The organism is Streptomyces sp. NPDC093109 (assembly GCF_040701725.1).
In the GTDB taxonomy this organism is placed as follows: domain Bacteria; phylum Actinomycetota; class Actinomycetes; order Streptomycetales; family Streptomycetaceae; genus Streptomyces.
The window spans coordinates 232,788-255,905 of record NZ_JBFBEZ010000005.1; the positions used below are offsets into that span (position 1 = coordinate 232,788).

At 70.0% G+C, this 23,118-nt stretch carries 20 protein-coding genes, 2 tRNA genes and 3 pseudogenes; 15 read left to right on the top strand and 10 right to left on the bottom strand.

What is annotated here, in order from left to right; genetic code table 11:
• Positions 1-6: 6 nt before the first annotated feature.
• Entirely contained in the window at positions 7-1,581 is a 1,575-nt protein-coding gene (locus AB0389_RS08050) for a peptidoglycan-binding protein (RefSeq protein ID WP_366394471.1), read from the bottom strand.
• A 183-nt stretch (positions 1,582-1,764) separates the two neighbouring features.
• Between AB0389_RS08050 and AB0389_RS08055 the strand changes: the two genes are divergently transcribed.
• The 5 genes and pseudogenes from AB0389_RS08055 to glyA all read left to right on the top strand — a co-directional run bounded on the left by AB0389_RS08055 (position 1,765) and on the right by glyA (position 8,209).
• Positions 1,765-1,838 (top strand) — tRNA-Lys (locus tag AB0389_RS08055).
• Between the two features lie 526 nt (positions 1,839-2,364).
• Positions 2,365-4,368: a glycosyltransferase family 2 protein gene (locus tag AB0389_RS08060; protein WP_366394472.1), complete on the top strand. Its 2,004-nt coding sequence runs from the start codon at positions 2,365-2,367 to the stop codon at positions 4,366-4,368.
• Positions 4,365-6,320, top strand: a complete 1,956-nt coding sequence (locus tag AB0389_RS08065; protein WP_366394473.1) for a galactose oxidase-like domain-containing protein — start codon at positions 4,365-4,367, stop codon at positions 6,318-6,320. Before AB0389_RS08060 ends, AB0389_RS08065 begins: the two co-directional genes overlap by 4 nt.
• A gap of 104 nt (positions 6,321-6,424) precedes the next feature.
• Positions 6,425-6,640 (top strand): annotated as a pseudogene (locus tag AB0389_RS08070) (hypothetical protein); the annotation flags it as partial.
• A gap of 249 nt (positions 6,641-6,889) precedes the next feature.
• Positions 6,890-8,209 carry a serine hydroxymethyltransferase gene (gene glyA / locus AB0389_RS08075; RefSeq protein WP_366394474.1) on the top strand — a complete coding sequence of 440 codons (1,320 nt, stop codon included), beginning with the start codon at positions 6,890-6,892 and terminating at the stop codon, positions 8,207-8,209.
• Between the two features lie 162 nt (positions 8,210-8,371).
• Here glyA and AB0389_RS08080 read toward each other — a convergent pair whose 3' ends face one another.
• Positions 8,372-9,319 carry a chlorophyllase gene (locus AB0389_RS08080; protein ID WP_366394475.1) on the bottom strand — a complete coding sequence of 316 codons (948 nt, stop codon included), beginning with the start codon at positions 9,317-9,319 and terminating at the stop codon, positions 8,372-8,374.
• 200 nt (positions 9,320-9,519) lie between these two features.
• Between AB0389_RS08080 and AB0389_RS08085 the strand changes: the two genes are divergently transcribed.
• The 8 genes and pseudogenes from AB0389_RS08085 (at position 9,520) to AB0389_RS08120 (ending at position 13,695) form a co-directional block, all read left to right on the top strand.
• On the top strand, positions 9,520-9,891 hold the full coding sequence (locus tag AB0389_RS08085; RefSeq protein WP_366394476.1) for a MerR family transcriptional regulator: 372 nt from the start codon (positions 9,520-9,522) through the stop codon (positions 9,889-9,891).
• Between the two features lie 247 nt (positions 9,892-10,138).
• A complete protein-coding gene (locus AB0389_RS08090) occupies positions 10,139-10,405 on the top strand; it encodes a hypothetical protein (protein ID WP_366394477.1) in 267 nt (88 codons plus the stop codon).
• Complete coding sequence (locus AB0389_RS08095) at positions 10,386-10,904, top strand: DUF6879 family protein (protein WP_366394478.1); 519 nt, start codon at positions 10,386-10,388, stop codon at positions 10,902-10,904. The genes AB0389_RS08090 and AB0389_RS08095 overlap by 20 nt, the downstream gene beginning before the upstream one ends.
• A gap of 12 nt (positions 10,905-10,916) precedes the next feature.
• Positions 10,917-11,765, top strand: a complete 849-nt coding sequence (locus AB0389_RS08100) for a helix-turn-helix transcriptional regulator (RefSeq protein WP_366394479.1) — start codon at positions 10,917-10,919, stop codon at positions 11,763-11,765.
• A 63-nt stretch (positions 11,766-11,828) separates the two neighbouring features.
• A complete protein-coding gene (locus tag AB0389_RS08105) occupies positions 11,829-12,182 on the top strand; it encodes a hypothetical protein (protein ID WP_366394480.1) in 354 nt (117 codons plus the stop codon).
• A 162-nt stretch (positions 12,183-12,344) separates the two neighbouring features.
• Positions 12,345-12,671: pseudogene (locus tag AB0389_RS08110) on the top strand (radical SAM protein); the annotation flags it as partial.
• 9 nt (positions 12,672-12,680) lie between these two features.
• Entirely contained in the window at positions 12,681-13,214 is a 534-nt protein-coding gene (locus AB0389_RS08115; RefSeq protein ID WP_366394516.1) for an SPASM domain-containing protein, read from the top strand.
• A 103-nt stretch (positions 13,215-13,317) separates the two neighbouring features.
• Positions 13,318-13,695: a hypothetical protein gene (locus AB0389_RS08120; protein ID WP_366394481.1), complete on the top strand. Its 378-nt coding sequence runs from the start codon at positions 13,318-13,320 to the stop codon at positions 13,693-13,695.
• Between the two features lie 15 nt (positions 13,696-13,710).
• Here AB0389_RS08120 and AB0389_RS08125 read toward each other — a convergent pair whose 3' ends face one another.
• Entirely contained in the window at positions 13,711-14,373 is a 663-nt protein-coding gene (locus AB0389_RS08125; RefSeq protein ID WP_366394482.1) for a CatB-related O-acetyltransferase, read from the bottom strand.
• Positions 14,374-14,535: 162 nt separating this feature from the next.
• Between AB0389_RS08125 and AB0389_RS08130 the strand changes: the two genes are divergently transcribed.
• A tRNA-Trp gene (locus AB0389_RS08130) sits at positions 14,536-14,612 on the top strand.
• Positions 14,613-14,633: 21 nt separating this feature from the next.
• Here AB0389_RS08130 and AB0389_RS08135 read toward each other — a convergent pair.
• The 6 genes and pseudogenes from AB0389_RS08135 to AB0389_RS08160 all read right to left on the bottom strand — a co-directional run bounded on the left by AB0389_RS08135 (position 14,634) and on the right by AB0389_RS08160 (position 20,742).
• Entirely contained in the window at positions 14,634-15,341 is a 708-nt protein-coding gene (locus tag AB0389_RS08135) for a hypothetical protein (RefSeq protein ID WP_366394483.1), read from the bottom strand.
• A 162-nt stretch (positions 15,342-15,503) separates the two neighbouring features.
• The gene (locus tag AB0389_RS08140; protein WP_366394484.1) at positions 15,504-16,547 is read right to left on the bottom strand and encodes a glycoside hydrolase family 6 protein; all 1,044 of its coding nucleotides are present in this window, start codon (positions 16,545-16,547) and stop codon (positions 15,504-15,506) included.
• Between the two features lie 256 nt (positions 16,548-16,803).
• Positions 16,804-17,496: pseudogene (locus AB0389_RS08145) on the bottom strand (class F sortase); the annotation flags it as partial.
• 119 nt (positions 17,497-17,615) lie between these two features.
• Positions 17,616-18,404, bottom strand: a complete 789-nt coding sequence (locus AB0389_RS08150; RefSeq protein ID WP_366394485.1) for a hypothetical protein — start codon at positions 18,402-18,404, stop codon at positions 17,616-17,618.
• 145 nt (positions 18,405-18,549) lie between these two features.
• Entirely contained in the window at positions 18,550-19,329 is a 780-nt protein-coding gene (locus tag AB0389_RS08155; protein WP_366394486.1) for an HAD-IIA family hydrolase, read from the bottom strand.
• A gap of 54 nt (positions 19,330-19,383) precedes the next feature.
• Positions 19,384-20,742 carry an ROK family transcriptional regulator gene (locus tag AB0389_RS08160; RefSeq protein WP_366394487.1) on the bottom strand — a complete coding sequence of 453 codons (1,359 nt, stop codon included), beginning with the start codon at positions 20,740-20,742 and terminating at the stop codon, positions 19,384-19,386.
• 73 nt (positions 20,743-20,815) lie between these two features.
• Here AB0389_RS08160 and AB0389_RS08165 point away from each other — a divergent pair, with 73 nt between their 5' ends.
• The gene (locus tag AB0389_RS08165; protein WP_366394488.1) at positions 20,816-21,979 is read left to right on the top strand and encodes a Gfo/Idh/MocA family oxidoreductase; all 1,164 of its coding nucleotides are present in this window, start codon (positions 20,816-20,818) and stop codon (positions 21,977-21,979) included.
• A 137-nt stretch (positions 21,980-22,116) separates the two neighbouring features.
• Here the strand turns inward: AB0389_RS08165 and AB0389_RS08170 are convergent, their stop codons facing one another.
• Positions 22,117-22,977 carry a fumarylacetoacetate hydrolase family protein gene (locus AB0389_RS08170; RefSeq protein WP_366394489.1) on the bottom strand — a complete coding sequence of 287 codons (861 nt, stop codon included), beginning with the start codon at positions 22,975-22,977 and terminating at the stop codon, positions 22,117-22,119.
• Positions 22,978-23,118: the final 141 nt, after the last annotated feature.

The window sequence follows — 23,118 nt, forward strand, 5'->3', positions numbered from 1 at the left end:
CCTCCGTCATGCGAAGAGTCGCCGCCAGGTCTGCGGGCCGGGGTAACCGTCGGCCTCCGCGCCGCGCCAGCCCTGCGCGCGTTGGAACGCCTCGACATTGCGCCGGTCCGCCTCGGTCCACCGCGTTCCCGGGCCCGAGACGTAGTGCTTGCCGAAGCCCTTGCGTACGAGCTGCCGGCCGAGTTCGGCGACGTACGCGCTGGAGCGGCCCGGCCGGAAGTGCCCGGGGCCGGGGAAGGCCGACGCGTTCGCCCCGGCGCTCACGGCGCTCACGGCGCTCACAGCGCTCGCGGGGCGCACCGGGTGCGCAGGACGTACGGGGCGCGTCTGCGTACCGTCGCCGCCGCCCTGCGCGCCGTAGGCGGATCCGGGGCCGGCCGCGGGTGCGACCCCCGCGCCCGCCGGCGGGATGTCCCTCCCCAGGCCCTTCACCAGATACCGCCAGGTCGCCGGGCCCGGCAGTCCGTCAGCCTCCGCACCGCGCCAGCCCTGCGCGAGCTGGAACGCCTGGGTGGCCCGGCGGTCCGCCTCGCCCCAGCGCGGCCCGGGGCCGTGGCTGTAGAAGCGCCGGCCGCCGCGCTCGACCAGCATCCGGCCGAGCTGCGTGACGTACTTGTTGTGCGCGCCGGGGCCGAAGGCCGCCGCCCCCGGGTACGTGGCCGACGCGCCGGTGCCGGTGCCGGCGGGCGTACCCGTACCGGTGCCGGTGTCCGGGCCCTTGCCGTCGCCGTCCCCGGTCAGCCCCTTGTAGCGGTACGGCACGTAGCGGCTGGAGTTGTTCCAGTACGCCATGGGCGTGGCCTGCGTACGCGTGTACGGCTTGGTCTGCTCGTACGCGACGTACGACGCGTGCGTGTAGTCGGTCCAGCCGCCGAAGATCGTGACGTGCGAGCCCTTGTTGGGGTCGGCGGGGTTGTGGAAGAGCAGCATGTCGCCGGGCTGGAGCTCCTCCCGGTCGATCCTCACCCCGTACTCGGCGAGGCTGCCCGTCCATTCGTTGCTCCCGAGGTTCCAGGCCATCGAGACATAGCCGGAGCAGTCCTGGCGGTACCCGTCCGACCAGTACTTCTCCATGCTGTACGGCACCTGCGCGTCCACCCACAGCTTGGCGCGGTTGATGATGTCGGCCCGGGTGGACTTGCGCAGCTGCCCGGACGGCGCGCCGGAACCCGAGCCGGGGCCGGGCAGCGGGCGGCCGTGGAGCGGGCCGCTGCCACCCTGCGGGGTGTCCGGGTCGGGAGCGGCGGGAAGCGAAACCGGCGCCGGCTGCGACACCGGCGCCAGCTGCGACACCGGGGCCGGCTGGGCCACCACGTCCGGCTGGGACGTTCCGGCCGGTGCGCCCGTCGGCGGGCCCGCCTGAGAACCGGCCGCGCGCGCCGCGTCGGCCCCGATCCCCGGCGTACCGAGCGCGACCCCGGCGGCGGTCGCCAGGACGAGCGCCCGGCGCACGCCGTGGGCGGCCGGGTGGCCGCCCGCGCGCACCGGCAGCCCTCTGGCCAGATCCCGACGCCGCTCGGCGCACCCCGCGCAGGGGCAGTCGAGGGCGGGCTCGTACTCCTCGAAGACCGGGACGGTCATGCGATCCCCTCCACACTCATCAAGATCTTTGGGCGCGATGGCACGGGCGTCAGTGTCTCAACTGTCCACACAATTCGCATTTTGACGGATCAAAGGTAAGAAAGGACAATCCGACAGGCCGCAACACCCATCAAATGGTCGGAGCCATCTACCGCGATCGGGTAGAGTTCTCCAGGTCAGCAGGCGCCGCTAGCTCAGTTGGTTAGAGCAGCTGACTCTTAATCAGCGGGTCCGGGGTTCGAGTCCCTGGCGGCGCACGCACAGTGAAGCCCCCTCGCCTCAGGTGAGGGGGCTTCGCTCGTTTCCACCGTTCATTGCCGACCGCCTCCGGCCGCCCCACGCCTCTTCACGCGTTGAAACCCGTGAACCGTGGCGCATGGTCGCCACCACATCCATCACACATCCGTCACACCAGGCGCTCAAATCGCCCAAATGACCGACATTCGGCCTTTTTCTTCCTTGCGATCACGCCGGGGGTCGGACAACCTATCCTGAACTCATTGACTCCAATGGGTTATGCGGTCCGAACGGTTCCGAACACTTGGACGCGGACACGGTACGAGGAGATGGTCCGGCGGCGAGGCCCGTCGGGGCAGGGGGACTTCCGTACCAACGCGTGGCCGCCGTCACAGGTCTGCACGCAACCGGACGGCCGCTGTTTCCTGTCCACTCCGGACGGGGGACGTAATGGACGCGTCCGGAGCGATGGTCGAGGGGGACCAGCCCGGACGGACGAACCGATCGACCAGACACGCAGCGAAGTGCGTGCGGGGGGATGGACTCATGGCGTCGACGCCGGACGGCGACCCGCAGGACAACGACGTTTCCCGGACCACTCAGCTCAGGCTTCCCTCGCAGCTCAGAAGGGGCGGATCGCGAGCACGGCCGAAGAAGGCCGAACTGCCCCGGTACGACTACGAGCACTACAGCCGGCTCGCGGGACCGCTGACCCGCCCCGACCCGGCGAAGCCGTACCGGGTCCAGTACCGCTCGCTCCTCTCCCAGGAGCCGCACCGCGTCAGAGCGGCGCTGCTGCTCGGCGCCGCGCCACTGCTCTCGCTCGGGCTCTTCGTCTGGCTGATGCAGCCGCAGCACTGGACCGAGCGCGACCCCAACCTCCAGAACGACACGCTGCTCGTCCTCGACATCGTGATGCTCGTCTCGATCGGTCTGATCGAGCTGTTCCGAACACTGAACGTACTGTCGAACGCGCACGCGACACTGGTGGCCCGCGACCCCATCCCGGTCATCCCCGAGCCCGACACCCGGGTGGCCTTCCTCACCTCCTTCGTCCCGGGCAAGGAGCCCCTGGAGATGGTGACGAAGACGCTGGAGGCCGCGGTCAAGATCCGGCACCGCGGGCTGATGCACGTCTGGCTGCTGGACGAGGGCAACGACCCGGCCGTCAAGGAGGTCTGCGCCCGCCTCGGCGTCCACCACTTCTCCCGCAAGGGCATCGACAAGTGGAACCAGGTCAAGGGCCCGCACCGCGCCAAGACCAAGCACGGCAACTACAACGCCTGGCTCGACGCGCAGGGCGACAACTACGACTACTTCGCCTCCGTCGACACCGACCACATCCCGATGCCCAACTACCTGGAGCGGATGCTCGGCTACTTCCGCGACCCCGACGTCGGCTTCGTCATCGGCCCCCAGGTCTACGGCAACTACGACACGTTCGTCACGAAGGCCGCCGAGTCGCAGCAGTTCCTCTTCCACGCGCTGATCCAGCGCGCGGGCAACCGCTACGGCGCGCCCATGTTCGTCGGTACGAGCAACGCCGTCCGGATCAAGGCGCTCCAGCAGATCGGCGGGCTGTACGACTCGATCACCGAGGACATGGCCACCGGCTTCGAGATCCACCGCCACAAGAACCCGGCCACCGGCCGCAAGTGGCGTTCGGTCTACACCCCGGACGTGCTGGCCGTCGGCGAGGGCCCCACCGCCTGGACGGACTTCTTCACGCAGCAGCTGCGCTGGTCGCGCGGTACGTACGACACGATCCTCCGGCAGTACTGGCGCGGCTTCACCACGCTCCCCCCGGGCAAGCTCTTCAACTACACGATGATGATCATCTTCTACCCGATGTCCGCCCTCAACTGGATTCTGGCCGCCCTGAGCTGCGCGCTGTTCCTGGGCATGGGCGCCTCGGGTGTGCAGATCGACCCAACGATCTGGATGATGCTGTACGGGAACGCCTCCGCCCTCCAGATCGGCCTCTACATCTGGAACCGCCGCCACAACGTCTCGCCGCACGAGCCCGAGGGCTCCGGCGGGCTGGCGGGGATGGCGATGTCCGCGATGTCGGCGCCGCTCTACGCGCGGTCGCTGATGGACGCCGTACTGAACCGCAAGAGCAAGTTCGTGGTGACGCCGAAGGGCGACTCGTCCAGCCCGGACACGCTTTCCGGCACGTTCCGGATCCATCTCTTCTTCATCGTGATCTTCGGCGGGTCGATCGTCGCGTCGTTCTTCAACGGGCACTCCCACCCGGCGATGGTCATCTGGGCGTCGCTCGCCATGCTGATCACGGCGGCGCCGATCATCGCGTGGCGGCTCGGCATGCGCGAGGAGAAGAAGAAGCGGCGGGCACGGCCGACGGGACAGCACGCGGCCCGGCCGGCACCGGCAGGTACCGGACCGCTCCCACACACCGCGCCGCTCCCGGTCACCACCGATCAGACACAGGCACAGACAACACAGGCGCAGACAACACAGGCGCAGACACAGGCACAGACGTCCACACCGACGTCCGCACAGATTTCCCTTGGGGGACGTAAGAAATGAGTGCGATTCCCGTCCGGCAACAGAACCACCGCAAGAACCGCGCACGGCGCATAGCGATAGGCGCCGCCGTCGTGGTCGCGGTTGCCGGGTTCAACGGACCCGCCCTCTACCGGTTCAGCTCGCAGCAGTACCACGAGTACAAGATCAACCGGGCCGACTACAAGGCGGCGAACGGCCACTGGGACTTCCTCGACGTCCCGGCCGAGTTCAAGATCAACTCAATCCACGCCTCGCTGCTGCACACCGGCAAGGTGCTGCTGATAGCCGGCTCCGGGAACAACCAGAAGAACTTCGACGCGGGCAAGTTCGAGTCCGTGCTCTGGGATCCGGCGAAGAACACGTACAAGATGATCCCCACCCCCAAAGACATGTTCTGCTCCGGGCACACCCAGCTGCCCGACGGAAACCTGCTGGTGGCGGGCGGTACGAAGCGGTACGAGAAGCTCAAGGGCGACATCACCAAGGCCGGCGGCCTGATGGTCGTCCACAACGAGGACCCCGACAAGCCGATCACGCTCCCGGCCGGCACGGTCTTCACCGGCAAGAAGAACGGCAAGACGTTCGTCTCCAAGGACCCGGTCCTGGTCGAGAAGGCGAAGAAGGTCTTCGACCCGGACACGGGTGAGTTCCTGCGGACGGAGGCCGGTCTCGGCCGTATCTACGTCGAGGCGCGGGAGTCCGGCGCGAAGTACGAGACCGGTACCGAGGACAACTACCGGGTGCAGGGCATGAAGGGCTCCGACGCCCGCAACGTGTACGGCATCGCCCAGAAGCTGGCGCTGGACAAGAAGGACTTCCAGGGCATCAAGGAGGCGTACGAGTTCGACCCGGTCGCGGAGAAGTACATCACCGTCGACCCGATGAACGAGGCGCGCTGGTACCCGACGCTCACCACGCTCAAGGACGGCAAGGTCCTGGCGATGTCCGGCCTGGACGAGATCGGCCAGATCGTGCCCGGCAAGGACGAGATCTACGATCCGAAGACCCGGAGCTGGGAGTACACCGGGATCATCCGCAAGTTCCCCACGTACCCGGCGGTCTTCCTGCTGGACAGCGGCAAGCTCTTCTACAGCGGGTCCAACGCGGGGTACGGTCCCGCCGACGTCGGCCGCGATCCCGGCGTCTGGGATCTGGAGACGAACAAGTTCAGCAAGATCCCCGGGCTGAGCGACCCCGACGAGATGGAGACCTCCGCGACGGTCATGCTGCCGCCCGCGCAGGACCAGAAGTTCATGGTCATCGGCGGCGGCGGGGTCGGCGAGTCCAAGAAGTCCAGCGAGAAGTCCCGGCTGGTCGACCTCAGAGATCCCGATCCCCGCTTCAAGGACGGCCCGAGCCTCGACAAGGGCACCCGCTACCCGAGCGCCTCCCTGATGCCGGACGACACGGTCCTGGTCACCGGCGGCTCCGAGGACTACCGGGGGCGTGGCGGCTCCAACGTCCTCCAGGCCCGTACGTACGATCCGGTGTCCGGTACGTACACCCGCCTCGCGGACCCGGCGGTGGGCCGCAACTACCACTCGGGCTCCGTCCTGCTGCCCGACGGCCGCGTCATGATCTTCGGCTCGGACTCCCTCTACGCGGACAAGGCCAACACCAAGCCGGGCGTCTTCGAGCAGCGCATCGAGATCTACACCCCGCCGTACCTCTACCGCGACTCCCGTCCCGAACTCACCGGCGGCCCCAAGGAGATCGAGCGCGGCGGAACGGCCGTCTTCAAGACGGCGGACCCGGCCTCGATCAAGACGGCGAAGCTGATGCGCCCGAGCGCGGTCACCCATGTCACGGACGTGGAGCAGCGCTCGATCGCGCTGGACCTGAAGAAGACGAAGGACGGGATCGAGATCACGGTCCCGAAGAACACGGCGCTGGTCCCGGCGGGCTGGTACATGCTCTTCGTGACGGACGACAAGGGGACGCCGTCGGAGGCGGTGTGGGTGGACATCCCGTAGCCGCGACACGGGGGGCGTGCCGCCGCGGGGGCGGGACAAGCACCCGCCCGAGAGGGGGAATCACCCATGGGCCAGCTTTCCTACTTGTTCAATAAAGTCACCCCATGAGTGATTCTCCCTCTCCGTACAGCGTCGGAGAAGGCCCCGCGACCAGAGTCAGCCTCTCCCTGCCGGAGGGCACGGCGGAGGCGATCCGCCGGCGCGTCGGCAAGCGTGAATTCTCCGCGTTCATCACTCTGGCCGTCGAGCGCGAGCTGCGCGGTCAGATCCTGGACGAGTACCTGGCTGGCTACGAGCGCCGGAAAGGGCCGGTCTCGGAGTCCGTACAGCCCTGATCGCACAGCCCCGGGTCAGCACGGAGCGGTGCCCCCGGGGCTATGCTGGCCGGGACGCGCGGCGACTGGCGCACGGGGAAGTGACCCCGGGGGAGCCGCGCGGGCCGAGCACACGGGGTGCCGCCCGCCTGGGCACCTACGGGACATGTCCCGTACGGGTGCGCGGCGGGGCAGGTCTGCCGGGCACCCGGGACGGGACGACGACCGACCAACGGATCGCCCCGGAGGCCTCACATGACGACAACGCCCACCCCCGCTGAGCACCACACCGTGAACCACGCCGTCAACCACGCCGTGAACCACCATCCCGCCCTGTCGGCCGCCGACCCCGAGCTGGCGGTGCTGATCGGGGCGGAGGAGCGGCTCCAGTCCGACACGCTGCGGCTCATCCCGAGCGAGAACTACGCGTCGAGCGCGGTGCTGGAGGCGTCCGGCACCGTCCTCCAGAACAAGTACAGCGAGGGCTACCCGGGCCGCCGCTACTACGAGGGCCAGCAGATCATCGACCAGGTCGAACTGCTCGCGGTGGCCCGCGCCAAGGCCGTCTTCGGCGTCGAACACGCCAATGTGCAGCCGTACTCCGGCTCCCCGGCGAACCTCGCCGTCTATCTCGCCTTCGCCCGGCCCGGCGATACGGTCATGGGCATGGCGCTGCCGATGGGCGGCCATCTCACCCACGGCTGGAGCGTCTCGGCGACGGGGTCGTGGTTCCGGGGCGTCCAGTACGGCGTACGCGCGGACAACGGCCGGGTCGATCTCGACGAGGTGCGCGACCTGGCGCTCAAGGAGCGGCCGAAGATCATCTTCTGTGGCGGTACGGCTCTCCCCCGGACGATCGACTTCGCGGGCTTCGCGGAGATCGCCCGGGAGTCCGGCGCCGTGCTGGTCGCCGACATCGCGCATATCGCCGGCCTGATCGCGGGCGGCGCGCACCCCTCGCCCGTCCCGTACGCGGACGTCGTCTCGACGACCACGCACAAGACCCTGCGCGGTCCGCGCGGCGCGATGCTGATGTCGCGCGCGGAGCACGCCAAGGCCCTCGACAAGGCCGTCTTCCCCGGTCTCCAGGGCGGCCCGCACAACCAGACCACCGCCGCCATCGCCGTCGCCCTGCGCGAGGCGGCCCAGCCGTCGTTCCGCGACTACGCCCACGCGGTCGTCGCGAACGCCGCCGCCCTGGCCGACGCGCTGCGGGCCCGCGGCTACGACCTGGTCTCCGGCGGCACCGACAACCACCTGATCCTGATCGACCTCACCGCGAAGGACGTCCCGGGCAAGACCGCGGCGAAGGCCCTCGACCGTGCGGGCATCGTCGTCAACTACAACACCGTCCCGTACGACCCCAGGAAGCCCTTCGACCCCTCCGGCATCCGCATCGGCACCCCGTCCCTCACCTCACGCGGCCTGGGTACGGAGCACATGACGACGGTCGCGGAGTGGCTCGACCGGGGCATCACTGCGGCGAGGACGGGCGACGAGGACGCGCTCCTCAAGCTCCGCGCCGAGGTGGCCGCCCTCCTGACGGCGTACCCGGCCCCGGGCCTGCCGGTCTGACACGACGGGACCCCGGTCCGGCCGGTTCTCGTACGGGAACCGGCCGGACCGGGCCGCCGGGCGACGTGGGCCGCCGGGCGGCGTGGCGCACGCACCGGGCGGTGGACGCCGCGCGCCACCCACGACCGCACGTCACCCACGACCGGGCCCGCCCTCAGGACCTCACTTGGAGTCGATCCGCCCCAGGGGCGCGACGCTCTCCGACAGAGCCTTCCGCACTGCCGTCCAGTCGGCGTCGTCAATGCCGAGTGCGTGGCGGAGGTAGGCCAGAGTGACCCGTTGGACAAGGGCCACGCGCTCGGGGTTCTCGTCCGTCGTCTCCCGGACTTCGTAGCCGGCGATCCCGCCGAGGGAGTGCTCCGCACCGAACAGAGTGAGCAGGCTCTTGCGCCCCGGGCTCAGGTGGTACGGGTCGGCGAGCCACTCCGGCCCTCTGACGGACAGCGGCGAGTCGTCCTTGTCCCCCACGACCACAAGGGTCGGCGTGGTCATGTGCGCGAAGTCCGGCCCCCTCAGCCACGGCAAGTTCTCGGCCGCGAAGGGCGTCAGATCGGCGCCGCCCCTGCCGGCCGTAGCAAGCAGCAGGCCCGCCTTGATCCGCGAGTCGGACAAGTCTTCCGCGTTCTCGCTCACCGGATCGAGGACGCGCAGACCCAGCAGATTGCCCGCTGTCTGGCCGCCGAAGGAGTGTCCGGCCGCGGCAATACGGCTTCGGTCCAGGCGCCCGCCGAGACCGGGAACGGCGGCCTCCAGCAGATCAAGGTGGTCCAGGATGTGCTTCATGTCCTGGACGCGGAAGCGCCAGAGCCGCGGTCTGCGGGGATCGTCCTGGGAAAGTCCCACGGTCCTGGAGTCGAGATGGGTGGGCTGAATCACCGCGAAACCGTGAGCGGCCCAGTAGTCGGCCAGCGGACCGTAGCCGTTCAACGACGACCCGAAACCGTGCGAGAACACGATGACCGGCAGTCCGCTCCCGGCTGTGGGCGCGGAGACTCTCACTTGCAGGCCCTCGCCACGGCCCGGTACCTCCAGCACTACTGGCTTCACCGAGACGATGGGGGCGGGAGCGGTGACGGCCACGTCCGTGGCCGCCGGGTCTGATGCAGTCATGGGCAGTCCTTCCTTCGCGTTTCCGATGCAGAAGCCTGTCGAAGCTGTCGAAGCTGTCGAAGCTGTCGAAGCTGTCGAACAGGCTGGTCACGGTCTCGTCCTTCGCCTCGGCGGAGGGAATGAGCCGTCGCGGGATACACTAAAACCTGACGCTGACGTCAGAGGCAAGAAGTGTTGTCCGGCTCAACCGGAGAGACATGATGCGTATCGGTGAGCTCGCCACCAGGACAAGCGTCAGCGTTCGGGCGCTGCGCTACTACGAGGAACAGAACCTGCTCGCCTCGGAACGCAGCCCCAGCGGCCAGCGGCAGTACCCGGACAGCGCGGTCGACCGTGTCCATCTGATCCAGCAGCTGTACGCCGCCGGACTACCGAGCAAGTCGATCGCGGAACTACTGCCGTGCGTCGTGAACGGCGAGGCCACGCCAGAGCTGCTCGCCCGCCTTTCGGCGGAACACGACCGCATCGACAGCAGGATCGGCGATCTCGTGCGCGCCCGGGACAGACTGGGCATCGTCATCGCCGCCGCCACCACGAACTGGCGAACAGGCGAACGCTGCCGACCCCAGTAATCAGCACGCCGGGCTCTACGGCCAGGGCCGGAGCGCGGCCCGCGCGGCGCGATGCTGATGTCACGCGCGGAACTGAGCACGCAGAAAGCGGGGTACGAGGACTACAAGCTCTGACACTCCGCCCGACAGGTCCCAACCCACTCGTCGCTTCCCCATCGTCCGCCGCCAGCAGGCGACTTGACACCGACAGGCCGGATCCGTGATCGTCTTGCGACGGTGAGTAGTTCACGCGACTGTGGAGGTAGTCATGGCTCTGAGGTTTCTGGGAATCTGGCCGAACACGCCCAGCGACGAATCGCCGACCATCTGGCTCGACGAGGCCACCGGCGACTTGATCATTCAGTCGTGGAAGGCTGACGAGGCGACGATCCGTGAGGCACAGGCAGTCGGCTCGGTTCCGGGACACACCACCGACATCCCGCCGCACGAGACCGTGATCCGCCTACCCGCCAACATGTTGCAGTTCATCCCGCGACCGGACGGAGCCACGGGAAGTGCAAGCCCCCGCACGTGAAGCCCTGGCCGCGGCTCGACGGTCAGCGGTGCATCTGGAGATGCGCGACAGCTATATGCGCGATGACCCCGACTTCATCGCATGGCAGGAAGGCAAACGTCACGACCCCGGCGATCCGGCCTCGTGGTGGCGATCCTGGCTGGACGTAGTCACTGACGCGACCGCCCGAGGTGTTGTGATCCGGCGAGCCCGCATTGTGTCCGAGCCGATCAGCGACTACGTCCGCTACGAGTACGACGGCACCTTCATGAACGTCGTAGCGGGCGAATCCGTCCGTTGGCTGCCGAGGCGGCAGACGCTCGGCCTCGCGCTGCCGAGTGTGGATTTCTGGGTCTTCGACGATGCGACCGTACTCTTCCACCACTTCACCGGGGACGGACAACTGGCCGACGACGGACGGGAGTACACGACGGATCCAGCGTTGGCGAAGCTGTGTTCCTCGTCCTTCGAATCGGTGTGGCAGCGGGCGATTCCGCACGAGGAGTACCGGCCGCTCTGACGCGCCGTAACCATGTCCGCCTCCCCGTCGTCCAGTGTCCAGCAGGCCCGGCGCACCCTCGCCGACCGTCTCGGCGAGCTGCGCAGGGATGCCGGGCTGACCGGACGTGAGCTGGCCGGCCGCGCCGGTTGGAGCACGGCGAAGACGTCCCGCATCGAGAACGCACGAACACCCCCGTCCGCCGACGACATCCGGGCCTGGTGTCAGGCGTGCGGCGCGGAAGACCAGACAGTGGATCTGGTCGCGTCCCTTCGCGCCGCCGAGGGCATGTTCATCGAACACAGCCGCATGGAACGGGCCGGCCTGCGCCAGGCTCAAGAGTCGGTGCGCCCGCTGTACGAGCGCACACGCCGGTTCCGTTCCTACTCCTCGTGGCTCGTACCCGGCCTGATCCAGACACGGGCCTACACCGAGGCTGTACTGCGAGCGGTGCAGCGGCGACGCGTCGCGGTGGATGACGTCGATGCAGCCCTGTCCGTTCGGATGGCACGTCAGCGCGTGCTGTTCGAGGGCGACCACCGGTTCGCGTTCCTCGTCGAGGAGTCCGTTCTGCGCTCGGGCATGGGGGGCCGAGACGTGGTGCTCGGGCAGCTGGAGCACTTGACCGATGTGGGAACGCTTCCCAATGTCAGCCTGGGAGTTGTGCCGATGCGGCCGGACCGCTCGCGGCTTCCCGTCGAAGGCTTCTGGATCTATGACATGGACCAGGTCAATGTCGAGTTGGTTTCCGGCTACCTGACGATCACCCAGCCTCGGGAGATCGCGCAGTATGCCGATGCCTTCTCGGAGCTGTCCGAGATGGCTGTTTACGGTGCGTCCGCCCGTGCGCTGATCAACAACGCCATTAACTCTCTCGGGTAGTCGCCGTGTAATTCGGTGCAACAGCATGGCAGCCGTATCAGGCCCGTTCCTACGGTCGTGTCCATGGAATCAACCAATGAGACCGTCACGCGCCTGCTGCCGTGGACGGTCTCGGAAGGCAAGCCGTGCGTCCTGCGCACGGACCGCGCGGGCGGGTTTCTGTCGCGGGTCGCGGACCGTGTGGAGCGCGAGTTGATCGAGATGGGGCTGGGGCTGCTCGAACACGTACCGGCGATCCTGGACAACGAGAAGGCGACGCCGGAAGAGCTGCGCTTTCTGGGGCGGCGGCTCGCGGAGGCGCTGCGGGACACCCTGCGGGTGGCCGAGCGCCGGGGCGATCGGCTGCCCCCTGCAGACCCGGGCGAGGACGACGAAGAGGTCCGGGAGCGGGATACACCCGGCGGACAGCCGACGTAGGCCATCGGGCTGTAACCCGCACCGTACCCACCTCTCGCCCCCATTGGAGCAGCCATGCCCGCCCTCCCCCTCCGCCCCCAGTTCGCCTGGCTGGAAATCACCGGCTTCTGCAATCTGAACTGCCGTCACTGCTAAGCCGATTCGTCCCCGCAGGGCGACCACGGCGACATGACCGAGGCGGACTGGTTCCGGGTGATCGACGAACTCGACGACATGGGCGTACGGGACGTCCAGTTCATCGGCGGTGAGCCGACACTGCACCCCGGTCTGCCCGCGTTCATCCGGCACGCGGGCACGTACGCCATGCGCGTCGAGGTGTTCAGCAATATGACCCATATCCGGGACGAGGTGTGGCGGGCGCTCCAACTGCCCGGCGTGCGGCTGGCCTTCAGTTACTACAGCGATCAGGACGCCGACCACGACGAGGTGACCGAGGCGCGCGGTTCGCACGCGCGCACGCTTGCCAACGTGGCCACGGCCCGAGATCTCGGCATCAGGATGCGCGGCAGCGTCATTCACGTACTGGCGGAGCAGCGACAGCAGGGCGCCCACCACGAACTGCTGCGGCTCGGTATCCGGGATGTCCGTACAGACACCATCCGCCCTTTCGGGCGCGGGGCCGAGGGAGCTTTCCCCAAGGTCGACAGGCTCTGTGGCCGGTGTGGGCGGGGGAAGTTCGCCGTATTACCGGACGGGCAGGTGTCGCCATGCGTGTTCGCCCGGTGGATGAATCTTGGGAACGTGCACACGCAGAGCCTGCGGGCCATCTACGACGGCCTGCCCATGCGGGCAGCGCGCGAGGAGTTGGAGCGCGCCTTTCCGCACACCGCCGTGGGCGCGAAGCCCGTGTGCAATCCGGAGTGCAATCCGGCTTTCGACACCTGCTCGCCACAGCTGGCGTGCGCCCCCGACGCGGCATGCGGTCCGACGGGCAGCGGAGGCGACGAGCAGGGAGCGAGCGGGGCGCGGCGGATGTCGCCCCGCCGTTCCGTGCGGTACGCGGACCCCGGGGTGTCCGGCACGGACTGCTGAACGCGCCCCGCGTGCCCCAGCGCGCCGAGCGCGCCGAGTACGGTCGCGGCAGCCGGTGGGTAGCGTCGTTACGCTGCTCGATCCGACCGGACGGAGTACGACCATGCACGACGCGTCTGTGATCCCGCTCTATCTCGCCCGCCGTGACGCCTTCGCCGCGTTTCTCTCCGCCGTGGACGCCGAGTCGCAGGTCGCCTGGCACCGGAGCGACGGGCGGTTCGCGGCCCCGGACGGGGCGCCGGACGAGGTCGCGGCGGTGGCCGCCGTGGACGCGGCGTATCTCGTGACCCGAGCGGCGTTCAATATGATCGAGCTGGAGGGCGTGGGGCCGGTGGCCGAGGCCCGGGTACTGGTGGAGCGGGTGTCGGCGCTGCACAAGGGCGGGGGCGCCGAGCCCGGGTGGTACGGGGTGAAGAAGGCCCGGGAGGGGTTCCTGAGCGCGGCCACCCGGTACCTCCGGGGCATGCTCGGCGGGGAGTGACCCCGGAACAGCGGTTCAGGGGGTGCGGGATGCCGCTACGGCCTCCAGGTCGTCCACGCTGCCGGCCATGATGGTGCGTACGTGTTCGGTGATGAGTTCGGCGGGCCAGTCCCACCAGGCGATCGTGAGCAGGCGCTCGATGTCGCGTGCGCTGTGGCGGGTGCGGATGAGCTTGGCCGGGTTGCCGCCGACGATGCCGTAGTCGGGGACGTCGTCGACGACGACGGCGCCCGAGGCGATGACCGCGCCGTGTCCGATGCGTACGCCGGGCATCACCATGGCGCGGTAGCCGAACCAGACGTCGTGGCCGACGACGGTGTCGCCCCGGCCGGGGAGCCCTGAGATCAGGTCGAAGTGTTCGGACCAGGAGCCGCCCATGATGGGGAACGGGAAGGTGGAGGGGCCGTCCATGCGGTGGTTGGCGCCGTTCATGATGAACCGGACGCCTTCGCCCAGCGCGCAGAACTTGCCGATGACGAGCTTCTCGGGCCCGTAGTGGTACAGCACATTGCGTGTCTCGAACGCGGTCGGGTCGTCGGGGTCGTCGTAGTACGAGTACGCGCCGACCTCGATCAGCGGCGACTTCACCAGCGGTTTCAGCAGGACGAGGCGTGGCTGTTCGGGCATCGGGTGCAGCACGGTGGGGACGGCGGGGACGGCGGGGACTGCGGGCGGCATGGCGGCACACTCCAGGCGGGTTCTGTTGACTGCGTGAGTGTGTCAAACGACGGTCCTGTGCCGCTGGGGAATATCGGGGCTTCTGTCCCTCGTGCCTCGTCGGCCGCCCCCGGAAAACCTCTGGCACCGGTGTTGTTTGCTGTGCGAGGGTGGCATCTGCGAAGGGGTGTAGCTCAGTTGGCCAGAGCGCCGGTCTCCAAAACCGGATGCCGCAGGTTCGATTCCTGCCACCCCTGCCACATCTCTGCCGGATCGGAATCTCAGAAGAAGCCGCCCGGGCCGCCCCCGAAGCCGCCCGGGCCGCCGTCCATGCCATGGCCGCCGAAGCCGTGCCCCGGGCCGTGGCCGCCGTGGTGGAACGAGTCAAGCAGCGAGTCCGCCAGGAGCAGCCCGCCGAAGCCGGCCGCGCCCGCCACCAGGGCTGTCTTCCACCACGGGGTGCTGTACCAGCCGCCCGGCACGGTACGGCCGGCGACCGTGCCGCCCGGGAAGTAGTGCGGGGTGTTGACGCCCTGGGCGGCGGAGGGGGTGTACGTCTGCCCGCCGACCGTGACCGTGCCGCCCTGGCCGACCGCGATCGGTGTGGGCAGCTCCGGGCCGGGGTCCAGGCCGAGGGCGGTACGGGCCGTGCGGAGATGGTGGAGGCCCTCGGTGGCGGTCTGGACGACCAGGGCGTACTGGGCGGGGCCGTACGCGGTGGCCAGTTGGGCCTGTGCGGCACGGTGGCGTTCGGCGGCGTCGGCCAGCGACTGGGCGGCTGCCCGGCTGCCGCGCGCCTCCAGCGTGGAGAGCCCGCCGCCGAGCCGGTCCACCCAGCTGTGCGCCTCCACCTCGGCGTCCCGCGTGTTGGCCGCGCCGCCGCCGGTGCCGACTCCGGTGCCCGGTGGGGTGTTTCCGGTCCGGCCCCGGTTCGTGAAGAGGATCGCCCCGCCCACGATCATGGCCAGTAGAAGCACGATCACGACCATCGCTCGTTCCCTCCGGAGTGTCCCAGGCCCTCAGCCACAGGGGGCGGTCCGTCCCCCGTGACTCCATGGCACACCGGACCCCTTTGAGACTCCTGTGACCCCGCTTCGAGCGAGCTGAGCACACCCGGCCCGCCGGACGCACCGCCCACCGGGCCCACCCGCCTACTTGGCGTTTCGCGCCAGGCCCAGGGCGTACTCCTCGTACCAGTCGCCGGCCTTGGGACCGCCTTTGCAGTCGCCATCGGACTCGCCGGGGCGTTTGATCCAGAGGTATGCCTTGACCAGGGGATCGGTGGTCCGGGTGGTGGGGCGTTCGCCCAGGGCGCGGCCCGGGGGGTTGCACCAGTTCTCGGCCGGGTCGCCCCCGGTGTAGGGGCCGTTGCCGTTGCGGCTGGTGTCAATGACGAAGGGCTTGCCGCCGACCTTGGCGGAGAGCTGCTTACCGAAGTCCGTACTCGCTTTCGTGGGGTAGAAGTTGGACACGTTGACGGAGAAACCGTCGGCCGCGGCGACGCCGGCCCGCTGGAGCGGCTCGAAGAGGGCGTCGGGCGACTGCCAGCCGGCGTTGCCCGCGTCCAGGTAGACCGTGGTGGCGGGCTGCTGCTTGAGTCGTTCGATGGCGCCCTTGAGGAGGTCGTACCGCTCCTCGTGGAACTCGCCGGGGGTGCAGCCGTCCACCAGGTGCAGCAGGGCGTCGGGCTCCAGGATCACCGTCGCGCGGCGGTCGCCAATGCCGTTGGCGACCTTGTCGACCCACGCCCGGTACGCGTTGCCGTCCGAGGCGCCGCCCTTGGAGAACTGGCCGCAGTCGCGGTGCGGGACGTTGTAGAGGACGAGCAGTGCTTCGCGGTCGGCCTTGGTGGCCGCTTCGGTGAAGCCCTTGACCTGCTCCTCCGGGGTGTCGGGGGATATCCACTCCCCGACCGGCTGTTCCGCGATCTTCTTTATCAGCGCGGCGTTCTTGTCGTCGCCCTTGCCGGCGTACGCGGCGACCTGCCGGGCCGCGTTGCCGTCCGGATTCACCCAGAACGGATCGACCGCCTTGGGCTGCTGGCTGACCGGCGCGGCCTGCTTCTTGCCGTCCCCGTCGCCGTCACCCTTCGACGAACAGCCCGCCAGCAACAGGACCGCCCCCGTCGCGGCCATCGCCGTACGGACGAACCCGCCCGCGCGCACGCGACCCCGGCCGGGATAACTGCCGTACATCCGCTCCCCCTTGGTGCACTGTTCCACGTTGCCGCATGACCACCCCCGACCGGACCCTCCCGGCTTTCGTCAATCCTGGCATACCGGGCCCGGCGGCCACGGGTCCTGTGGAAAACCCTCAGTGCTCTGCCGCTGCGGGGGTCGCGGCCGGAGTTGCGGCGGAAGTCGCGGCGGGGGGCGCCGCCGGGGAATTCGGGGTCGGGGAATTCGGCGTCGTGTGCTGTTCGCGCCCGTCGGCCGGACGCACGTCGGCCGGACGCACGTCGGTCAGGTACGCGGAGACCACCACGTTCGCCGAGTACGTTCGCGCCTCGCGGTCGAACGTTCCGCCGCACGTGATCAGCCGCAGCTCGGCGCGGTTCTTCTCGCGCGGGCCGTAGACCTTCTTCGCGTCGAAGCGGTCGCGGGGGACGACCCGTACGCCGTCGATGGTGAACTCGGCGATCCGCCCGTCGGCCCTGGTCACCCGGACCTTCCCGCCGGGCTTCGCGGCGCTCAGTCCGTAGAAGACGGCGGCATCGTCCGGGGTGTCGACATGCCCGACCAGAAGGGCCGCGCCCGCCGCGCCCGGCTGCACGCCGTCGCCGTACCAGCCGACCGTGTCCGGCGTCTCGTACGGCGGCGGGTCCACCGCGCCCGTCGCGTCGAGGCCGCGGGCGACGACGGGCGCGGCGATGCTGAGGGACGGGATCTCGACCCGCCGCGGGGCCGGGGCCCGGTCCGCTCCCGTACGCACCGCGGGCGCGTCGGGCAGCGGAGCCCGCGCCGGCGGCAGCGCCGCCGCCACGAACGGGCGGCCCACCGCCGCGACATCGCCGGTGGTGGGCAGGGACTGACCGCGAGGCGTGTCCAGGCCGCCGCCCGCGCCCGCGCCGGGGCCGGTCCCGAGGGCATGGCCCCAGAACCACAGCCCGAGCACAAGGACGGCCCAGGCCACGCCGGTCAGCAGCCTTCGGGAGGCTCCCCTTCGGGAGGCTCCACGGGCGTGGCCTGGGTAGCCCGTACGGAAGTGGCCTCCGAAACGGCCTCCGAAGGGGCGTGCCGAACGGCGTCCGATCCGCACGACGGTCAGTCCGCGTCGCGCGCGGACGTACGCTGCCGCCGCACACTCCGGAACGCGACGGTCACCGCCGCCACGCCCGCGAGCACCAGCCCGATCACCGCGTGCTGGGTGCCGGGGCCGCTGCCATCGGTCTCGGCCGCGGCGGTTTCGGTGGCCGCCACCGTCGTCGCCGTACCGCCGCCTCCGGCGTGGACCGGTGCGTACGGGGTCGGGCGGTGTTCGGAGCGTTCGTGATCCGACCGTTCGTGATCGGACCGTTCATGATCTGACCGATGGCCTTCGGTTCTGTGGCCCTCAGTCCTGCCCTCGGTCCTCCCCTCGGTCCTGCCCTCACCCCGCCCGGCAGGCGGCCCTGAGCCCCGGCCGACCTCGAAGCTTCCGGCCGCCGCGTGCTCGCGGCCGTCGCAGGTGACGCTGATCTCCTGCCGTCCCTGCGTGGCGTTCGCCTTGATGTCGACGTGTCCGCGCAGCGGGATGACGAAGTTGGGGTTCCTGGCGACCTCGGCCTGATCCTGGTTGTACTCCTCGCCGAAGGCACGGCGCGCGAGATCGGCCGCCGAGGTGAAGGCCCGGGACGTGGCCGTGGCCGTGTGGGCCTTGCAGCCCTCGACCTGGACCTCGACCCTGCCCCCCGGCTGGATGGTGGACGGTTTGACGGTGACCCGCACGGAGCCGTCGGCCTGAGCGGCTTCAGTGGTCTGAGTGGCTTGAGCGGCGGTGGTGCCGAGGGCGGGCGCGGTCACCAGGACAGTGACCACGCTCGCGGCACGGAGAGCGAGCAGAGCAGAGCGCATCGTTAACCTCCTGGACCGAGACTCACCCGCGCGGGCGGTTTTCGCATCCGGAGCGCGCCGTCATCGGCGCGTCGTCACCCCGTACCCCCCGCTGACGTGCTGTGACGTACGTCGGATGACGTGCCGGTACGCGGGGCGGACGGGGTCAGACGCGGTCGATCAGATCGGCGATCGAGTTCACGACCCGGGACGGCCGGAAGGGGTAACGGTCGATGTCGGCGTCGGTCGTCACGCCCGTCAGCACGAGGAAGGTCTCCATCCCGGCCTCCAGCCCCGCCAGCACATCGGTGTCCATCCGGTCGCCGATCATCGCGCTGGTCTCGGAGTGCGCGCCGATGGCGTTGAGCCCGGTCCGCATCATGAGCGGGTTGGGCTTGCCGGCGAAGTACGGCTCCTTGCCGGTCGCCTTCGTGATCAGCGCGGCGACTGCACCGGTCGCAGGAAGCGGGCCCTCGGTGGAAGGGCCGGTCTCGTCCGGGTTGGTGCAGATGAACCGCGCGCCGCCGTTGATCAGCCGGATCGCCCTGGTCAGGGCCTCGAAGCTGTACGTACGGGTCTCGCCGAGGACGACGTAGTCCGGCTCGTGGTCGGTGAGGATGTAGCCGATGTCGTGCAGCGCGGTGGTCAGACCCGCCTCACCGATGACATAGGCCGTGCCGCCAGGCCGCTGGTCCTCCAGGAACTTGGCGGTGGCGAGCGCCGACGTCCAGATGTTGTCCACGGGGACGTCGAGACCCATGCGGGACAGCCGGGCCTGGAGATCGCGCGGGGTGTAGATGGAGTTGTTGGTGAGGACGAGGAACGGCTTGCCCGAATCCCGCAGTCGCTTGATGAACTCGGCGGCGCCGGGGATCGGGACACCCTCGTGGATGAGGACGCCGTCCATGTCGGTGAGCCAGGACTCGATCGGCTTGCGCTCTGCCACTGGACTGTTCTCCGCTCTGCGGTGGCCAATAATGCACTGTCCGACACGCCCAGCCTATCCGGGTGTTCCCGGGGTTTGGAGCGTGCGTACGGAGCTGTGTGCGGGACCGCGTACAGAGCCGCGCACGGAGCCGGTGTACGCGGCGATGAGCCCCTGTCCGAAGAGCGGCGCCAGGACGAGCTGCGCCGCCCCCTCGGCCACCAGGTGCGGGCCGCCCCCGGCCGCGCTCACGGTACGAGCCTCGCCGCCGGCGATGGCGGCACCCACCCCCCGGACGAAACGTTCCTCATACGCGGCGACGGTACGGCCGCCGAGCAGCACGCGGTCGATGTCGAGGAGCCCGACGAGGTTCGCCGCCCCGGCGCCGAGCACGCGCGCGGCCTCGTCCGGATCGCCGCGCTCGACGGCGGCGAGGCAGAGCGCCTCGATACAGCCGCGGTTGCCGCAGTCGCACGCGCGCCGGGACCCGTACGGCTGAGTCCCGTACGGCCGGGACCCGTACCGGGGGTCCCCGTCCGCCCAGGGCCCGTCGAGCTGGATGACCTGGTGGCCGAACTCCCCCGCGCCGGTGCGCGCACCCCTGTGGAGCGCGCCGCAGAGGACGAGGCCGGCCCCCAGGCCCGTACCGAGGTGCAGATACGCGAACGAGTCGCCGGCCCCGCGCAGGGCGAGGGCGAGGGCGGCGGCGTTGGTGTCCTTGTCGAGCACGACGGGGAGCCGGAGGCGGGCGGCGAGAACGTCGCGCAGGGGGTGGCCGGCCCACTGCGGAAAGCCGGTGACGCGGCCGAGGACGCCGGTGGCGTGGTCGAGCGGGCCCGGCATGGCGACGCCGACACCGAGCAGCTGCCCGGCGTCAACGCCGGCACCAGCACCCGAGACACCACCAGCACCAGCACCAGCACGCGAACCCGTACGAGCTCCCCCCGCCGCCCGTACCACCGCGTCCACCTGCGCCGCCGCCTCCGCCACCACGCGCTCCGCGCCCGCGCCGAGGTCGAGCGGAGCGGTCCGTACGGCCACCAACCCGCCCGCCAGATCCACCAGCACCGCCGTCACCTCGTCCCGCTCCAGGTGCAGCCCCACGGCGTAACCGGCCGACGGGACCAGCCGCAGTACGGTCCGGGGCTTGCCGCCCGTGGACGCGCGGCGCCCGGCCTCCGCCACGAGGCCCTCCGTGCGCAGCCTGGCCGTGATCTTGCTGACCGCCTGCGGGGTGAGCCCGGTGCGATCGGCGAGTTCCAGCCGGCTGATGCCGCCCTCACCTGCCGTACGCAGGAGGTCGAGCACCAGGGCGGCGTTGTGGCCGCGCAGTACGGGGAGGTTGGCGCCGGCGCCGCTTCGGTACGCGCCTGCCCGGCCCGCCGTGCCCGCCCGGCCCGCCGTGCCCGCCTGCCCCGCCGTCGCGTCTGTCACGTCTCGCTCTCGCATCGTCCCTGTATTGTGCAGCGCGCTTGCCCTTTGGCAACAGCGTTGCTTAAGTGGGCGCATGACTGGCACGACTGATACGCCGCTGCGCGTCGGACTCATCGGCTACGGCGTCGCGGGCGCCTTCTTCCACGCCCCGCTGATCGCCGCCACCGAAGGGCTGGTGCTGGACACGATCGTCACGTCCAGCGAGGAACGGCGTGCGCGGGCGCGCGCCGAGTTCCCGGACGTACGGTTCGAGGTGGCGCCGGAAGCCCTGTGGAGCGCGGACCGGGGCGCGGACCGGAGCGCGGAACGGGGCGCGAGCGGGAGCACGGACCGGAGCGGGGGCGCCGACCGGCCCGGGAAGCTCGATCTGATCGTCATCGCCTCCCCCAACAGGACCCATGTCCCGTTCGCGACCGCCGCCCTCAAGGCCGGTCTGCCCGTCGTCGTGGACAAGCCGCTCGCGGGCAGCGCGGCCGAGGCGCGCGAGCTGGCGGCGCTCGCGGAGGAGCGCGGACTGCTGCTCTCCGTCTTCCAGAACCGCCGCTGGGACAACGACTTCCTCACGCTCGCCCGGCTGATCGGCGCCGGCGAGCTGGGCGACGTACAGCGCTTCGAATCCCGCTTCGAGCGGTGGCGGCCCCAACTCAAGGGCGGCTGGCGCGAGTCGGGCGCGGCGGAGGAGATCGGCGGGCTGCTGTACGACCTCGGCAGCCATGTCGTCGACCAGGCGCTGACGCTGTTCGGTCCCGCCGTACGCGTGTACGCGGAGGCGGACGTACGGCGGCCAGGCGCCGCGGCGGACGACGACACGTTTATCGCGATCACGCACGCGGGGGGCGTGCGCTCCCATCTGTACGTGAGCGCCACCGCGGCCCAACTCGGGCCGCGCTTCCGGGTGCTGGGCTCGGCGGCGGGGTACGTGAAGTACGGCCTCGACCCGCAGGAGGCGGACCTGCGCGCGGGCCTGCGGCCGGGCAGCGGGGTGGGCTGGGGCGTGGAACCCGAGGCGCTGTGGGGCCGGATCGGCGCCGGGCAGTCGCCGCTGACGGGCGGCGGCCACCCGGTGGAGACCGAGCCGGGCGACTACCCGGCGTACTACGCGGACATCGCGACCGCGCTGCGCGAGGGTACGGAGCCGGCGGTGACGGTACACCAGGTGGCGGCGGCGCTCGACGTGCTGGAGGCGGCGCTGCGCTCGGCGCGCGAGGGTGTGACGGTCACGCTGAAGAGCGCGTAGGACTTCAAGGGCACGCAGGACGCGGAGGACGCGGAGTACGCGGAGGGGCACGGCCCCGTAAAGGCCGTACACGCCCCCACGCGTCCCTCCACGTCCCTCCGCGTCCCCACAACGTCCCTACGCGTCCCTACGCGTCCCTACGCGTCCTTGAACACCTGCCGCTGCCGGCCCAGCCCGTCGATCTCCAGCTCCACCACGTCCCCCGCCCGCAGATACGGCTTCGGTTCCGGCCGCCCCATCGCCACGCCCGCCGGCGTCCCCGTGTTGATCACGTCGCCCGGGTAGAGCGTCATGAACTGGCTGACGTACCGCACGACCTCCCCCACGCCGAAGATCTGGTCGGCGGTGGTCCCGTCCTGCTTGAGGTCTCCGTTCACCCACAGCCGCAGGCCGAGGGCCTGCGGGTCGGGCACCTCGTCGGCGGTGACCAGCCAGGGGCCGAGCGGGTTGAACGTCTCGCAGTTCTTGCCCTTGTCCCAGGTGCCGCCGCGCTCGATCTGGAAGGCGCGCTCGGAGACGTCGTGCGCGACGGCGTAGCCGCCGACATACGCGAGGCCCTCCTCCGCAGAGTCCAGATAGCGGGCCGTACGTCCGATGACCACCGCGAGTTCGACTTCCCAGTCGGTCTTGAGGCTGCCTCGGGGAACGAGAACGGTGTCCTCAGGACCGACCACGGTGTCCGGCGCCTTGAAGAAGATGATCGGCTCGGCGGGGATCTCCGAGCCGGTCTCGGCGGCGTGGTCGTGGTAGTTCAGCCCGATGCAGACGATCTTCCCGATCCGGCCGAGGGGCGCCCCGACCCGTACCTGGTCGCCGTCGAGCACAGGCAGTTCACCAGAGGCCGCCGCGTCCCGGATCCGGCCGAGCGCATCGTCGTCGGCGAGCAGCGCCCCGTCGATGTCGGTGACGAGCCCGGAGAGGTCCCTGAGGGTGACCCCGTCCGGGTCGAGCAGAGCGGGGCGCTCCGCTCCGGCCGTACCGACACGCAGCAGCTTCATGGGTTACGACTCCCGGCTCAACAAAACACGACAGGATTCGGCAGAAAGAAACAGAGACCCGTCCGACGGCCGTGACCGTCAGGAGCCATGACCGTCGAACGGGGATGGAGTGATCGTGCAAGACATCCGATGACTGTGCAA

Bases quoted from the DNA above. Each gene is read 5' to 3' on its own strand.
- AB0389_RS08050 (WP_366394471.1), bottom strand. From the start codon at position 1,581: ATGACCGTCCCGGTCTTCGAGGAGTACGAGCCCGCCCTCGACTGCCCC.
- AB0389_RS08060 (WP_366394472.1), top strand. From the start codon at position 2,365: ATGGCGTCGACGCCGGACGGCGACCCGCAGGACAACGACGTTTCCCGG.
- AB0389_RS08065 (WP_366394473.1), top strand. From the start codon at position 4,365: ATGAGTGCGATTCCCGTCCGGCAACAGAACCACCGCAAGAACCGCGCA.
- glyA (WP_366394474.1), top strand. From the start codon at position 6,890: ATGACGACAACGCCCACCCCCGCTGAGCACCACACCGTGAACCACGCC.
- AB0389_RS08080 (WP_366394475.1), bottom strand. From the start codon at position 9,319: ATGACTGCATCAGACCCGGCGGCCACGGACGTGGCCGTCACCGCTCCC.
- AB0389_RS08085 (WP_366394476.1), top strand. From the start codon at position 9,520: ATGCGTATCGGTGAGCTCGCCACCAGGACAAGCGTCAGCGTTCGGGCG.
- AB0389_RS08090 (WP_366394477.1), top strand. From the start codon at position 10,139: ATGGCTCTGAGGTTTCTGGGAATCTGGCCGAACACGCCCAGCGACGAA.
- AB0389_RS08100 (WP_366394479.1), top strand. From the start codon at position 10,917: ATGTCCGCCTCCCCGTCGTCCAGTGTCCAGCAGGCCCGGCGCACCCTC.
- AB0389_RS08105 (WP_366394480.1), top strand. From the start codon at position 11,829: ATGGAATCAACCAATGAGACCGTCACGCGCCTGCTGCCGTGGACGGTC.
- AB0389_RS08115 (WP_366394516.1), top strand. From the start codon at position 12,681: ATGCGCGGCAGCGTCATTCACGTACTGGCGGAGCAGCGACAGCAGGGC.
- AB0389_RS08120 (WP_366394481.1), top strand. From the start codon at position 13,318: ATGCACGACGCGTCTGTGATCCCGCTCTATCTCGCCCGCCGTGACGCC.
- AB0389_RS08125 (WP_366394482.1), bottom strand. From the start codon at position 14,373: ATGCCGCCCGCAGTCCCCGCCGTCCCCGCCGTCCCCACCGTGCTGCAC.
- AB0389_RS08135 (WP_366394483.1), bottom strand. From the start codon at position 15,341: ATGGTCGTGATCGTGCTTCTACTGGCCATGATCGTGGGCGGGGCGATC.
- AB0389_RS08140 (WP_366394484.1), bottom strand. From the start codon at position 16,547: ATGTACGGCAGTTATCCCGGCCGGGGTCGCGTGCGCGCGGGCGGGTTC.
- AB0389_RS08150 (WP_366394485.1), bottom strand. From the start codon at position 18,404: ATGCGCTCTGCTCTGCTCGCTCTCCGTGCCGCGAGCGTGGTCACTGTC.
- AB0389_RS08165 (WP_366394488.1), top strand. From the start codon at position 20,816: ATGACTGGCACGACTGATACGCCGCTGCGCGTCGGACTCATCGGCTAC.
- AB0389_RS08170 (WP_366394489.1), bottom strand. From the start codon at position 22,977: ATGAAGCTGCTGCGTGTCGGTACGGCCGGAGCGGAGCGCCCCGCTCTG.